The 13,471-nt window shown below is 66.2% G+C and carries 15 protein-coding genes; 8 read left to right on the top strand and 7 right to left on the bottom strand.

The window, feature by feature from the left end; translation table 11 throughout:
• Positions 1-8 precede the first annotated feature (8 nt).
• Both DYQ94_RS16060 and DYQ94_RS16055 read right to left on the bottom strand, forming a co-directional pair.
• The gene (locus DYQ94_RS16060) at positions 9-1,514 is read right to left on the bottom strand and encodes a ribonuclease H-like domain-containing protein (protein WP_160955038.1); all 1,506 of its coding nucleotides are present in this window, start codon (positions 1,512-1,514) and stop codon (positions 9-11) included.
• The gene (locus DYQ94_RS16055) at positions 1,511-4,006 is read right to left on the bottom strand and encodes a DEAD/DEAH box helicase (RefSeq protein ID WP_160955037.1); all 2,496 of its coding nucleotides are present in this window, start codon (positions 4,004-4,006) and stop codon (positions 1,511-1,513) included. Before DYQ94_RS16055 ends, DYQ94_RS16060 begins: the two co-directional genes overlap by 4 nt.
• A 173-nt stretch (positions 4,007-4,179) precedes the next feature.
• On the opposite strand from DYQ94_RS16055, the gene trhA reads away from it, so the two are divergent.
• Genes trhA through DYQ94_RS16040 form a run of 3 tightly spaced genes read left to right on the top strand, consistent with a single transcriptional unit; the run spans position 4,180 to position 5,442 of the window.
• On the top strand, positions 4,180-4,842 hold the full coding sequence (gene trhA, locus DYQ94_RS16050; protein ID WP_024940062.1) for a PAQR family membrane homeostasis protein TrhA: 663 nt from the start codon (positions 4,180-4,182) through the stop codon (positions 4,840-4,842).
• A 55-nt stretch (positions 4,843-4,897) separates the two neighbouring features.
• On the top strand, positions 4,898-5,155 hold the full coding sequence (locus tag DYQ94_RS16045; protein ID WP_016902922.1) for a type II toxin-antitoxin system Phd/YefM family antitoxin: 258 nt from the start codon (positions 4,898-4,900) through the stop codon (positions 5,153-5,155).
• A complete protein-coding gene (locus DYQ94_RS16040) occupies positions 5,143-5,442 on the top strand; it encodes a type II toxin-antitoxin system RelE/ParE family toxin (RefSeq protein ID WP_016902923.1) in 300 nt (99 codons plus the stop codon). The genes DYQ94_RS16045 and DYQ94_RS16040 overlap by 13 nt, the downstream gene beginning before the upstream one ends.
• A 118-nt stretch (positions 5,443-5,560) precedes the next feature.
• Here DYQ94_RS16040 and DYQ94_RS16035 read toward each other — a convergent pair whose 3' ends face one another.
• Positions 5,561-6,082 (bottom strand): hypothetical protein, encoded by a 522-nt coding sequence (locus DYQ94_RS16035; RefSeq protein WP_024940060.1) that lies wholly within the window; start codon positions 6,080-6,082, stop codon positions 5,561-5,563.
• Between the two features lie 169 nt (positions 6,083-6,251).
• Positions 6,252-6,689 carry a winged helix-turn-helix transcriptional regulator gene (locus DYQ94_RS16030; RefSeq protein ID WP_104569376.1) on the bottom strand — a complete coding sequence of 146 codons (438 nt, stop codon included), beginning with the start codon at positions 6,687-6,689 and terminating at the stop codon, positions 6,252-6,254.
• A 233-nt stretch (positions 6,690-6,922) separates the two neighbouring features.
• Between DYQ94_RS16030 and DYQ94_RS16025 the strand changes: the two genes are divergently transcribed.
• Positions 6,923-7,726 carry an SDR family NAD(P)-dependent oxidoreductase gene (locus DYQ94_RS16025; protein ID WP_160955036.1) on the top strand — a complete coding sequence of 268 codons (804 nt, stop codon included), beginning with the start codon at positions 6,923-6,925 and terminating at the stop codon, positions 7,724-7,726.
• Positions 7,689-8,156 carry a YciI family protein gene (locus DYQ94_RS16020; RefSeq protein WP_237474959.1) on the top strand — a complete coding sequence of 156 codons (468 nt, stop codon included), beginning with the start codon at positions 7,689-7,691 and terminating at the stop codon, positions 8,154-8,156. The genes DYQ94_RS16025 and DYQ94_RS16020 overlap by 38 nt, the downstream gene beginning before the upstream one ends.
• Positions 8,157-8,315: 159 nt before the next feature.
• Here the strand turns inward: DYQ94_RS16020 and DYQ94_RS16015 are convergent, their stop codons facing one another.
• Positions 8,316-9,386, bottom strand: a complete 1,071-nt coding sequence (locus DYQ94_RS16015; RefSeq protein WP_160955053.1) for an ATP-grasp fold amidoligase family protein — start codon at positions 9,384-9,386, stop codon at positions 8,316-8,318.
• A gap of 455 nt (positions 9,387-9,841) precedes the next feature.
• Here DYQ94_RS16015 and DYQ94_RS16010 point away from each other — a divergent pair, with 455 nt between their 5' ends.
• Positions 9,842-10,555, top strand: coding sequence for a hypothetical protein (locus DYQ94_RS16010; RefSeq protein ID WP_160955052.1), 714 nt, complete (start codon positions 9,842-9,844; stop codon positions 10,553-10,555).
• Between the two features lie 10 nt (positions 10,556-10,565).
• Here the strand turns inward: DYQ94_RS16010 and DYQ94_RS16005 are convergent, their stop codons facing one another.
• Entirely contained in the window at positions 10,566-11,459 is an 894-nt protein-coding gene (locus tag DYQ94_RS16005; RefSeq protein WP_104544175.1) for a LysR family transcriptional regulator, read from the bottom strand.
• 139 nt (positions 11,460-11,598) lie between these two features.
• Between DYQ94_RS16005 and DYQ94_RS16000 the strand changes: the two genes are divergently transcribed.
• On the top strand, positions 11,599-12,351 hold the full coding sequence (locus DYQ94_RS16000) for an SDR family oxidoreductase (protein ID WP_160955035.1): 753 nt from the start codon (positions 11,599-11,601) through the stop codon (positions 12,349-12,351).
• Positions 12,352-12,491: 140 nt separating this feature from the next.
• Positions 12,492-12,968 carry a hypothetical protein gene (locus tag DYQ94_RS15995; RefSeq protein WP_311541604.1) on the top strand — a complete coding sequence of 159 codons (477 nt, stop codon included), beginning with the start codon at positions 12,492-12,494 and terminating at the stop codon, positions 12,966-12,968.
• Positions 12,969-13,110: 142 nt separating this feature from the next.
• On the opposite strand, the gene DYQ94_RS15990 is transcribed toward DYQ94_RS15995, so the two are convergent.
• A complete protein-coding gene (locus DYQ94_RS15990; protein ID WP_160955034.1) occupies positions 13,111-13,437 on the bottom strand; it encodes a nuclear transport factor 2 family protein in 327 nt (108 codons plus the stop codon).
• Positions 13,438-13,471 lie beyond the last annotated feature (34 nt).

Genomic DNA, 13,471 nt, shown 5'->3' with positions numbered 1-13,471 from the left:
GCCTGTTGTCAGGGCGTCTCCAGCATCGGAATCACGTCACGGTCCTGCGCTTCCACTGCCACCAGGCGCTGCATCAGCAGCGACAAGGTCACCACGTCCTGGTGATTGTGCTCGGCCACGCGACGCAGGTTGCGCGCGCTGCCGCCGCGCAGGTAGCTCAACCAGGCGGCCGGCGCTTCGGAGCCGGGCAGGTCGTCTTCGCGCACCACGCGCAGCAGCTGCCGTTCGATGGTGGACAGCTTGCAGTTCTCCCAGGTGCCGCGATAACGGCGCCGGGTGGGGAACAGCAGGTCCACATGGTCCAGCGCAGAGATCGGGTCGCCGCGGCGCGCCAGGCGGTAGCGCGTCTTCAACAACGGCGCGTCGTAGCAGCGGCCGTTGTAGCTGGACAGCACCGTCTGCGGCGACAGCCAGCTGCGGAACAGATCCAGCATCGCGCTTTCGGCCGCCATCGTGGACATCATCAACTGGCGCACGCGCAGCCCGCTGCCCTGCGTAGCGTCGGTGTACCAATCGGCCACGCCGATCATGAAGGCGCGCGTGCCGGTGCCGCCGGCCAGGCCGGTGGTTTCGGTATCGAAGAACAGCAGGTCCATTGGGTCCACCGCGTCCTCGCGCTTGGCGAACGCCAGCGACAGCGCCTGGCGCGGGATCGCCTGCGGCAGGAAGGCTTCGATCAGGTGCAGGCCGGGCGCGATCTCGTTGCCGGGCAGATGCCGGTCGGTGGACGCCGCGCGCACCGGCGTATGTGCCGAGACCGCGCGCTCGCGCAGGCCGATCATCTTGCGCAGGCCGGCGATATCGGTGCGTCGCTGCGGTGGCGGGTTGGATATGGATGCAGCCGGTGTCGCGCGCATCGCCGGCACGCGCACTGCCGCATCGACCGTCGCACCTGCCGGCTTGTGGCGCACATCGTGGTCCACCCAGGCAAACGCCGAGCTATCGCGCGCAGGCGCTGCAGCAACCGGTGCCTGCAGGGCGCGGCGCGTCATGGCCGGTGCTGCGGTGGGCGGGGTGCGCGGTGCACCGGCAGCCTCTGCGCTGCCGGGCTGCGTGCCTCGCACAGTCGCCTCGCGCGACAAAGCGCGTGACCCAGACGCAGCAGCACCCGGCGCAGGCTGGCGTTGCGCACGCGTGGGCATCACCGCATCGTCCTTGCGCGCCGTGGGCGTCAGCCCGCCGACCTGGCGGCGCAGCAGGCGCAAGCGTTCTGCGCTCACCCCAGGATCGCTGCCAGGCACCGGCGCTGCCAGCGCACGCATTGGCTGCGCCGCCGCAGGCATGTCACCTGCGGCACGCGTGTGCGCATCGCCTGCCACTGCATCCGCACCGACTGCATCACCCGAGGTACGCGCCGCCACTGCCGCGCGCAGCGGGTATGCATCGGCCTGCACGTCGACCGCAGCGGAAACATCCGCACCACCCACTGCATCGCCATCTGCAACTGGCGCTGGCACATCGGCATGCCCGGCCTGACGCCGCAACAAGCGCAACCGGTCCGCACTCACGCTCATGCAAGCACGTCCAGCGCCAGGTCGTCGTCCACCTGGGTGGCATGCCGCAACGGCGCATCCGCATCGAACAACAGCGCCAGCACCGTCAAGGCCAACGACTTGGGCGACTCGCCCTTGCCTTCCTCATGCGCGGCCAGCACCGGGCCCACGCAGGCCGGGCAGCCGGCGCTGCAGTCGCAACGCCGCACCAGCTCGTCGGCGCGCTGCAGCAGCTCGGCCTGGCGCAGCCACAGCGGCTCGCTCAGGCCCACCCCGCCGGGGAAGTTGTCGTACAGATACACCGTGGGCACGAAGGCCTGCTGCAATTCCACCGCGCCTTCTTCGCCCTCGTCCACGCCGCGCAGCTGTCCGCGCCCGGTCTGGTCGGCCACCGCAAACCACGCGCCGTCGCCATTGCCCACCGCTTTTTGCAGGTCGCGCGCATCGGCCATCACCGCCACCGTGGCCACCACGTGCAGCGCATAGGCCGCACCCAAGAAACCATCCAGCGCATCCTGCTTGGACGCGAACGCCTTGCCCAACGTGGCCTGCGGCAACTGCCACCACACCGCAGTGGTGTGCAGTTCCTGGTCGGGCAGATTGACCGGCCCGTAGCCGATGTTCTCGTGCGTGTAATAGCGGATCTTCTTGTAGCCGGACACGCGCCGCACCACATGCACCTCGCCGTGATGCGAGTCGCCGCGCCCGGCCACGCCGCCGTCGAAGCGGTCCAGCACCTTCAGCTTGGTGTAGTCGATGCTGTCGGTGTAGTAGTCCACATGGGTGCGCGTGACATAGGCCTTGCGGCCTTCCCAGTCCAGCCGCTCCACCTGGTACGGCGTGCTCTGCACCATGTGGATGGCGCCTTCGTACAAGGTCAGTGCCGCGGCCGAATAATCCACCTCGGCGATGATCTGCTGTTTGCCGTCGCTCTTGTCCACCACCACGAAGTTGCCGTCGGCCACCGAGCGCAGGCTCACCGCATTGGCCGGGTAGCTGTCGGCGATCCACTCCCAGCGGTCGCCTTCCTGATGGATCACGTCGCTCTCGGCCAGCGCTTCCAGGAACACCAGCGGGTCGATCGGCCCGAACGGCTCGCTGGCAATGAACGGCAATTCGAACGCCGCGCAGCGGATGTGATCGAACAGGATCAGCGGCTGGTCCGGCGCAATGCGCGCATGTTCGGGCGAGGCATCGGCAAAGAAATCCGGGTGCCGCACCACGTACTGGTCCAGCGGCTGCGAACTGGCCACCAGCACGCCCAGCGCCGGTTGCTGGCGGCGCCCGGCGCGGCCGAAGCGCTGCCAGGTCGCCGCCACGCTGCCGGGGTAGCCGTTGAGGATCACCACATCCAGCGCGCCGATATCCACGCCCAGCTCCAATGCCGAGGTGGAGACGATGCCGTCGATATTGCCGGCGCGCATCGCGCGCTCCACCTCGCGCCGCTCGGTGGGCAGGTAGCCGCCGCGGTACGCACGGATGCGTGGCGGCTTGCGCGGGTCGTGGTCGAAGATGTCCTTCAGGTACTTGGTCAGCACCTCCACCATCAGGCGCGTCTGCGCGAACACCAGCGTCTTCAGTCCGCTCTTGATCGCGATGCGCGCAATGCGGTTGCTCTGCGAGCGTGCCGATGCGCGCAGCCCCAGGTCGGCGTTGACCACCGGCGGGTTCCACAGCAGCACGTGCTTGTCGCCGGTGGGCGCGCCGGATTCGGTGATCGCATGCACCTGCTCTTCGATCAGGGCCTGCGCGTGCGCGTGCGGGTTGCCGATGGTGGCCGAGCACAGGATGAACTGCGGGTTGGCACCATAGAACGCGCAGATGCGCTTGAGCCGGCGCAGCACATTGGTGACGTGGCTGCCGAACACGCCGCGGTAGGTGTGGATCTCGTCGATCACCACATAGCGCAGGTTCTCGAAGAACTGCGCCCACTTGGTGTGATGCGGCAGGATCGCCTGGTGCAGCATGTCCGGGTTGCTCACCACGATGTCGCCATGCAGGCGGATCGCCTGGCGCGCATCGCCGGGCGTATCGCCGTCGAAGGTGAAGGCCTTCACCCCCAGCTCGCCGGCGCGGTTCAACTCCAGCAGCTCGGCCACCTGGTCCTGCGCCAGCGCCTTGGTCGGGAACAGGTACAGCGCCTTGGCCCCGGAGCGCATCGCCGCGCTCACCACCGGCAGCGTGTAGCACAGCGACTTGCCCGACGCGGTGGGCGTCACAATCGCCACATGTTCGCCGCGTTGCGTGGCCGCCCAGGCGTCGGCCTGGTGGCTGTAGAGCTGGCTGATGCCACGCGCGCGCAAGGCGTCGGCCAGCGCGGCCGGCACGTCGGCGGGAATCGGCGCATAACGGCCGTCGCGCCCGGGCAGGGTGAAGCTGCCGGTGATGCGGTCGTGGTAACGCCGTTCCAGGCGTTCGGTGAGCAGTGCGCCATCGCGGCTGGGCCGGCCATCGGTGGTGGCCAGCGCGCGTTCGGCGGTTTCGGTGCGGGGAGCGAGGGCAAACGGAGGCATACGGCGGCTCCCAAAGAGGGGCATGAGACAGGGGAGGTGTCTCAGGGTATGAGACCAGCGCCGAACCGGCGAGCCTGTGTCACTGAGCGGATTCAGCAAGCCGGGTATTCTGTTGCCCCCACCGCGTCACCGTTGCCTTGCACGCTGTGGCTCCCCCATCTCGAAGAACCGCCGTGCCCGTTTCCCCCAGCCTTACCGCGCCGCACTACAAGACCCGTTCCGCCCGCCGTGCCGATGTGATCGTGCATGCCGCCGGCCTGTTCCTGGCCATCGTCGGCGGCGCCTGGATGGTCTGGCGCGCGCATGCCAACCAGACCATGCTGCTGGCCACCTGCGTCTACGCGCTGGGGTTGCTGGTGATGTTCGGCTGCTCGGCGGCGTACAACTTCGCCCCGCCGCAACGCCAGCCGATGCTGCGCAAGTTCGACCACGCCGGCATTTTCGTGATGATTGCCGGCTCCTACACCCCGTTCCTGCTGGTCGCCCTCGACGGCACCTGGCGCTGGGCGATGATCCTGGGCGTGTGGGGCGTGGCCTTGTTCGGCGTGTTCGCCAAGCTGTTCCTGCCCGGCATCGCCAAGGGCTTCTGGGTGGTGATCTACCTGTTGCTGGGCTGGGCCGGCATCGTGGTGATCAAGCCGCTGCTCGCCGGCCTGGACAGCACCGTGCTGTGGCTGATCGCCGCCGGCGGCGCGTTCTACACCGTGGGTGTCACCTTCTACGTGCGCAAGTCGCTGGTCTACAACCGCGCCATCTGGCACGCCCACGTGCTGGGCGGCGCGCTCTCGCACTGGTGCGCGATCTGGTTGTGCCTGCAGCCCCTGGGTGGGATGTAGCCTCGCCCGGCACAGCCGACTTGCCCCACCCGCAGTGATACTTTAGTGTCACTGCATGCGCACAGAACTTGTCACCACGCTCAAGCGGCAGGCCACCGAGCTCCTCGCAGATGTCGAGCGCGACAAGGAGCCGATCCTGATCACCCAGCATGGCCTGCCCAGCGCATACCTGGTGGACGTCGCCAGCTATGAACGCATGCAACAGCGGATGGCGATCCTCGAAGGAATTGCCCGTGGTGAAATGGCGGTAGCCGAAGGCCGCAGCCTGAGCCACGAACAAGCCAAACAACGCCTGGCGCGATGGCTGAAATAGTCTGGTCTGAGCCGGCAGTGGCCGACCTGGACGCGATTGCCGACTACATTGCGCTTGAGGACGCTGCCGCCGCAGCGGCACTGGTGAGACGGGTGTTTGCGCATGTCGAGCAATTGGCCGAACACCCGGAGAGTGGAAGCCGGCCGCAGGAGCTCAAGCGCTCCCGCTACCGTCAAATCGTCGAGCCACCTTGCCGCGTGTTCTACCGTGTGGACGGGCAACGCGTTGTCGTGGTTCACGTGATGCGCTCGGAGCGGTTACTTCGGAAGAATCGTCTTTCGCGCTGACAGGCGCGTCTATCTTCCAACTGCATCGCATTGCACACGCGTTGCGGCGCATGCGCCCACACCGCGCGCAGGCACGGCTTACAGCGCCACCCGCTCAATTAAAAAGCGGCTCACACCCTCACAGCTTGGTCTTCATCACCGCCTCGAAGGCCGCATCCGGCGCGATGCTGTCGGAGAGCACGACCACCGAATGCAGCGTGCCCTTTGCCTGCACGTTGTATTCAAAGCCCACCGGCTTGCCGCCGCGGCTGAACACCTCGATCTCGCTGTACTCGCCGAGCCGGCCTTCATAACTCTCGCGCTCCAGCCCGTGCTCCCTGGCAAAGGTGCCGGCGGCGCTGCGTGCACCCTCCCACACCGCGTCCTCGTAGCTCATCGGCTGCAGCAGGCTGATCATGTGGGTCGCGCAGGCGTTGGTGCTGGTGACGCCATAGCCATCGACCTCGCCCAGCAACGGGATCTTGCGGACATCGCGTTTGGGCGTGGCGGTGACGGTGCAGCCAAGCTGCTGCAGCTCGGCAAGGGTGAAGTGCTCGGACTCCGGGCGCGGCGCGCTGGGGGTGGCCGTGCCACCGTTGCAGGCAGACAGCAGGCCCAGACAGGCGAGCGGCAGGAAGCGGCGTAGGGAAACGTGCGACAACGGTGACGTCCTTGTAGTGGGTGGAAGAGCGGCGCGGCTGTCCTAGACATCGGTGCGCAACATGACGCCAACGCGTCACGCAGTCGCCCAGGTCGAGGCAGCCAGGGCGCGGGAGGGTAGCGCGCCAGGCGTCAACGCATGCTGAGAGCCATCAACCACGCCGCCGCGCTCATTCCGGCATCACCATGCGGATCTCGCGTGTGCCGATCTCTGCACCGGTGACTGCATCGATGGCAACCGGCTGCAGCTCGGTGCCGGTTTCCGCATCCAGAAAACGCAGCAGCTTGCCCTCGCCACGGTGCTTGCGGCCCCACGCACCGATCATGAACAGCACCGGCAGGTAATCGCGCCCTGCCTGGGTCAGCACGTACTCCTCGCGCGGCGGGCGGGTGGAGTACAGGCGCTTTTCCAGCAGCCGCTCCTCGGTCAGCGTCGCCAGCCGCTTGGTCAGCATGGTCGGGGCAATCCCCAGGCTCTGCCGGAACTGATCGAAGCGGGTCAGCCCGGAATTGGCGTCACGCAGGATCAGCATCGTCCACGCATCGCCCAGGAAGGTCAGGCTGCGCGCGATCGGGCACAGGCTGTCCGACGCATTTTTTGAGTTCATATCATTTCCGTATTGACTCACTATCAAATCGATACTAGCATGCGGCGCATGGGCAGTCCAACCGCGCGTTCCAGGCAGGTGACGGGCGCCCAGGCCGCGGCGGCAACCGCGGCGGCAGTCCGCATCAACGCACACCGCAATGCAGGTCAGCGTCAGGCACCGCGCAGCTGCACGCCGATGGCTGGCGATGTTTCTCCACCTTCCCTAAACCGCATTCCTTCAGAGACACCACGATGAAAAAGACAGTGCTGATCACCGGCGCATCCTCAGGGTTTGGCCTGTTGCTGGCCACCAACCTGCACAAGCAGGGCTTCAACGTCATCGGCACCAGCCGCGAGCCGGAAAAGCACCAGGCCAAGCTGCCGTTCAAGCTGCTGCGCCTGGATATCGACGATGACGCCTCGATCCAGTCGTTTGCCACAACGCTGTTTCAATCGGTCGACCGCCTGGATGTGCTGGTCAACAACGCCGGCTACATGGTCACCGGTATCGCCGAAGAAACCGCCATCAACGTGGGCCGCCAGCAGTTCGAAACCAACTTCTGGGGCACTGTCAAAACCACCAATGCGCTGCTGCCGTATTTCCGCAAGCAACGGAGCGGGCAGATCATCACCGTCAGCTCCATCGTGGCGCTGATCGGGCCGCCGAACCTGTCGTATTACGCGGCCTCCAAGCATGCGGTGCAGGGGTACTTCAAATCGCTGCGGTTCGAACTTGCCCAGTTCAATATCAAGGTCAACATGGTGGAGCCGGTCTGGTTCAAGACCAATCTGGGCCATAACGCAGTGCCTGCCGCCGGCAACACCATTGCCGACTACAACGCTTACCGCACGCAGGCCAACGCGGCGACCCAGAAGGGAATCGACACCGCAGAAGCACCGGATGCCGTGGTGGACACCATCCAGAAGCTGATCCAGGCCAAGGACCCCAAGTTCAGCAACCCGGTCGGAAAGATGACCGGCATGATCCTGTTCCTGCAGAGTTACCTGCCAAAGATGTTTGAAGGCGCGATTTTCAAAAGCATCAAAACAGCCTGAGTGCTGTGCGTTACATGCAGCGCCGATCCAGCTGCTGATTCAATCAAGTAAACCGCGCAAAACCCCGTGTTATCACCCGATCAACGGCTTTGCTAAAGCCGTGACGCATCCCCTTTGCCACGAGTACACGAGAATGAAAGCGTATTTCTGCAAATTCATCCCGCCGCGCGCGGACTTTCTGGCCACCATGTCGGATCAGGAAAAAGCCCTGATGCAGCAGCATGCCGCGTTTCTCGACCAGCGCCTGGCCGAGGGAATCCTGCTGGCGCATGGCCCGGTCATCGATGAAACCGGCGGCTTTGGTCTATCGCTGTATCAGATTGCCGACGACCAGGACATTGCCGCCATCACCGCACAAGACCCGATCATCAAACACGGCGTCGGGCAGTATGCGCATTACCCCATGCTGCATTTGAAGGCGCGCGGATAAAACGCCGCGCTGCATATGGCACGCTCAAATCGTCATCGCAGCTGCACGTTGCGGTGGCGAGAGCGCGCCGCGCATGCAGCAAGCCATGGCGGCCGCAGGCGTGCTGCGCTCAGGCCACGCTGTCAGTTGCCGGTCTTTCGAACAGGCGGGCGAACGCTCTCACCGCACCGGCACCCGCGCGCTGGCGCCCAAACCCCGCGTGGGAAACGCCGCCTCCACCGGCGCACGCCGCTGCACCCACATGTCGCCCATCATCCGGTCCAGCCCGCGGTCCAGGCCGGTGACCAGCCCCGCACCCGGGGTAAAGGTCAGCTCGCCGAAATAGACCTGCCCGTGCTGGATGTACCAGTCCACCCGCACGTAATCGAAGTCGCTTGCCAGCAGCTTGCTCAGCTCCAGCGCCTGTTCCAGCAGCGCCGGCGCGCAGGGCGGTGCGCGCCCGTCGTCGCGGATGCGGTGAAAGGCCTCGTGCAGGTTGCCCACAAAGAAGGTCATGCCCAACTTCGGCGTGTCGAAGCGCCCGTAGATCACCTGCAGCACGTACTGAAAGCTGCCGTCCACCTGCCGGAACATGTGGAACTTGTAGTCCACCGGCACCTGCTGCGCATCGCCGATGTACTGCTCCACCAAAATGCGCGGCGGAATATCGCGGTAATGGATCTCGCGCACCTTGTCGGAAAAGTCGGTCTGCAGCCACTGGCCGCAGCGCTCGATGATGCGGCGCTTCTGCTGCGCATCGGGCTCATCGCGCACCACCTCCACCATCGCCGCACCATGGTTGGCCTTGATCACGGTCTGCCGCCACTGCGGCAGGCGCAGCAGCTCCTGCGGGTCGGTGCTGTCCAGCAGTAGCGGGATCAGGTGCGCCTCGCCGATCCTGGCCGCCACATACGGGCGCACCGCAAACTTGTCCGCCAGCCGCCGGTACAGCGGGTAATCGCCGTGCACGCACTTGCGGTAGAGGATCTTCTCGTTGAAGCACTTGGGCGCGTACAGATCCGGCAGCCGGCCGAAGGTGTGTAGGTAGTACAGCCGGTCCTGGTGCCGCCAGGGCAGGGTGCGCAGCAGGCCGCGCGCACCCTTGCGCAGCAGGCGCTTGAGGCCGGCCGCGGCGGTGCCCGTGGGCGTGGCGCGGCCGTCGCCCGGAGACGTCGTCAACGCCGGCAGTAGCGCAGCCCACGGCTGACCAGCCCCACCGTGCGCGCCCAGCGGCTGCGCCTGCAGCCCCATCCCGTTGTCGGCCATCGCCAGATCCCTCGCCCGTAGTGAAGTGAGACTTGCATCACATTTGAGTGTGATGTGTGTCACGGTATACGGAAAGACGCAGACCAGGGTTGCGAATCGTCTCAAGCGACCCGATTGCGCAAAGATCGCGCCGCTTTGGGCATAAAGACCGGCGCCCGGGCCTGCGCTAGCGCCCGCTTTTGTGCGCCGCGCAATCCGCGCAGCCCAGGGCCTGCGACCGGTCGCCTGGCGCGTGCGGCACCAGCAACCGGCACAACGCCGCGCCGGGTGCGCAGGCCCGGGCTGCGGGGCAGGCGCGCAATGGCGCACGCATGCGCCGCCACCTGGGCGACAGTGCGTGGGAGCAAATGCCGGCGCGGCCGGCAAGGGGAGGCAGTCGCATCGCAGGCCGGCATCGCGCAACATCACGCACCGGCACTGCAGCCCGCAACGGATGGCCCATGCACGTCACCAAACTCACGCTCCTGGCAGCGCTGTGCCTTGCGCTTGCCGCCTGCGGCAAAACAGACCAAGCCGCGCAAACCGATAAGGCGCCCACATCGGCGCAGGCAGCAGCCAGCCCCGCCACCGCAGATGGCAACGCCGCCGCACTGCCGCCCGCCCAGGCGGCCAATAGCAGGCCGCCTTCGGTCAGCCAGCAGGCAAGGCGCTATCTCTGCCCGCAGGGCCCCAATGCCTGCCCGGCCGGTGGGCCGTTGATCGCCAACTCCGATGCTGAGGCGCAGTGGCTGCTGCACCACGGCTACCCGACGGAACACGAACTGGCCCGCTTGGAAACCCTGACGCTGGACCAGCTCAAGGCCGAGTCGCAGGCAGGCAACCAGCCCGCAACGGTGATCTACGGCAAAAAGACCGCACTGGCGGGCCGTTTTTATCAGGGCATCGGCATCCTGCGGCGGGCCGCGGTGGCGGGGAACCTGTATGCGTACTACGGGTTGTCGGACGTGTACGTCAGCGACACCGCAAACAAGAACCTGGTCGACAGCCTGGCCTACCTGCGCCTGGCCTACCTGTTGGGCGATGCAAAAGCCTCGGCCGTCATCGCATCGCGTGGCCTGAGCAGTGTTGAAAACGTCGTGGCCGACGAGCGCGCCGCCTCACTGCACAAGACGTTTTCCAAGTATCAGCGCCCCTCGCCACGGCCGCTGGAATAACGCCGGGCGATCAGCCTCCCACATTCAGTTGCGGAATCTTGGCAAACGCCTCGGCAATAAAATCCATGAACACGATCGCCCGCTTCGGCACCAGCCGGTTGGCCGCATACAGGATGTGCATGGGCACCGCAGGTGCAGAGAATGCGCCCAGCACAATCTGCAGCTGCCCGGCCTTGAGCCCCTGCTCGAACAACCACTCCGGCCCCTGCCCGATGCCCAGGCCCGCGCTCACCGACTCGCGCGCGGCCTCCGGTGAATTGACCCGGATCCGGCCGGACACCGGCACCTCCACATCCTTGAAACGCCACGTCGCCCCGGAGGCCAGCAGGGTGTACAGCACGCAATCGTGCTGGCGCAGGTCCTCGGGCACGCGGGGCACGCCGCGCTCGGCAAGATAGGCGTTGCTTGCCACACACACGCGCTTGAACGTGCCGATTCGCCGTGCGCGCAGCGCGCTGTTTTCCAGGTGGCCAATGCGGATGGCGAGCTCCGCGCCCTCGTCGAGCAGATTGACGAAGCGGTCGTTGATCTGCAGGTCCAGCTCCAGGCCCGGAAAGCGCCGCAAAAACTCCGGCACCAGCGGCATCACATAGTGGTGCGACAACGCCGTGGGGCAGGCGACCCGCAACAAGCCGGAGGGCTGCACGTTGTCGTGCAGCGCCATCTCCGACTCGCCTACCGCATCCAGGATGCGGCGCACCTCCGCGTAGTAGCGCTCGCCCTCCGGCGTCAGCACCAGCTTGCGGGTGGAGCGGTTGAGCAGCCGGGTGTGCAGGTGCTCTTCCAGCGCCGCCACGTGGCGGCTGACATTGGGCTGGCCCAGGCCCAGGTCGCGCCCGGCCGCAGAAAAGCTGCCGGTTTCCACCGCACGCGCAAAGCAGGTCATCAGCAGAAACCGGTCCATCGCCCACCCCCATTCATGCGCATATCGCATGAATGGTATGTGCCGGCGCGGCCTTCCGCCACATTCGGCATAGGCCCAAGCTGCACCCCATCGAAGGCCGGCCACGCGCGGCTGGCCTGCCACCTCCCAGGAGCACCCCATGTCCCGTCTAACAGGCAAACGTACCCTCATCACCGGCGGCACCAGCGGTATTGGACTGGAGACCGCCCGCCAGTTCCTGGCCGAAGGCGCCCGCGTCATCGTCACCGGCAACAATCCCGAGTCCATCGCCAATGCCAAGGCCGCGCTGGGTGCCGAGGTGCTGGTGCTGCGGGCCGATTCGGCCAGCGTCGCCGCGCAGCAGCAGCTGGCGCAGGCGGTGCAGGCGCATTACGGCCAGCTCGACATCGCCTTCCTCAATGCGGGCGTGTCGGTGTGGGCACCGATCGAAGACTGGACCGAGCAGGCCTTCGACGCCTCCTTCGCCATCAACGTCAAAGGCCCGTACTTCCTCATGCAGGCGCTGCTGCCGGTGTTCGCCAACCCCGCCGCGGTGGTGCTCAACACCTCCATCAACGCGCATGTGGGCGCGGCCCGCTCATCGGTGTATGCAGCCACCAAGGCGGCGTTCCTGAGCATGACCAAGACACTCTCCAGCGAACTGCTGGCGCGCGGCATCCGCCTCAACGCGGTCAGCCCCGGCCCGGTGGAAACCCCGCTGTACGACAAGCTCGGCATCCCCGACGCATACCGCGACCAGGTCAACCAGGACATCGCCGCCACCATCCCGCTGGGCCGCTTCGGCACCCCGGACGAGGTGGCCAAGGCCGTGCTGTACCTGGCCTCGGACGAATCCCGCTGGACGGTGGGCTCGGAACTCATCGTCGACGGCGGCCGCACGCTCAACGGCTGAGCGTTTCGAAGGCAGTGGCAGGCGAACGACCACGCCCACACACCCTTCAGGCGCGACACCGAGCGCCGCAGCGTGCGTCCACGTTGCGGCGCAATTGGCAGCGACTCAATAATGCGCACGCCCTCTTCAGCGGAGAACACGTGCGCGCTTTATTCGTCTATGCCGCTGTCCCCGCGATCCTGCTAACGGCGGTGGCAACCGCCCACGCAGCCCCTGCCGCTGAGTTATGCGAGGTCTTGCGCGCCTTTGTCAGTGCAGTACCGCCGGGCCAGGTGCGCAGTTTTGCGTTCCACACCTCATGGGGAACCAACTTCAAGCATGCGCAAGAGCAGGCGCTTTCCGCCAAACGGTGTGAGCACGGTGGCGACCCCGCCGCGCAGGCGGTTTGTGCCTACCTGATGCAGCATGGGCAAACAGAGCTTGCAGACGCCACGGTAATGGACTCGGTGGCCTGCCTATCGAGCGGCACCACATTTGACAGCAGCCTGAGACTGCATCACGCCGAGCTGTCCTTTCGCCATGAGGCCATCAACGCAGGCGCGACGGTCACAGTCACCTTTGGCGAAGATGCGGAACAGGGCGGCAGGGTGTTTCGACTTCAGGCAGAAGGCGACTAGCGCCGCCCTACATTTGCTCAGAGGCGCAACGCGCGTCGAGGTGCCAAGCAACCGCTCACTAACCGCGCGTGCGGTTGCGTCATGCGGCTGTGGAAGGTCCGCATCCGGGCACGTGCTACCGGCGCAACGCCGGCATGCTGCGTCAATGAATCCGCAACGCCGCAATCTTGCCGTCCACCAGTTGGAACACATGCTCCAGCTGCAGCGGGCTCTGCGGGAAATCGCCAGACACCTGCGCGGTGACACTCACCTGCTCGCCCTGGGTGTGCACGCCAATTGGCACCGCACGATACGGCGTGGTGGCTTGCGCCTGTGCCAGCCAAGCCGCAATGGCGGCAGCGCCACGGTGCTGGCGGTGCTCGTCGTGCACCACCGTATCGTCGGCCAGGTGCGGCAGCAGTTCCGTGGCATCGCCGGCGTTGCTGGCGGTAAAAAAGCAGGCAATGGCGGCGGGCAGGGCAAGCGACATGGCGGCGGTCCGGTAGAAACGGTATGCCATGATC

The organism is Xanthomonas sp. LMG 8993 (assembly GCF_009835065.2).
Classification (GTDB): domain Bacteria; phylum Pseudomonadota; class Gammaproteobacteria; order Xanthomonadales; family Xanthomonadaceae; genus Xanthomonas; species Xanthomonas arboricola.
The sequence above is the reverse complement of the archived record's forward strand: the minus strand, read 5'-3'. Positions and strand labels throughout refer to the sequence as shown.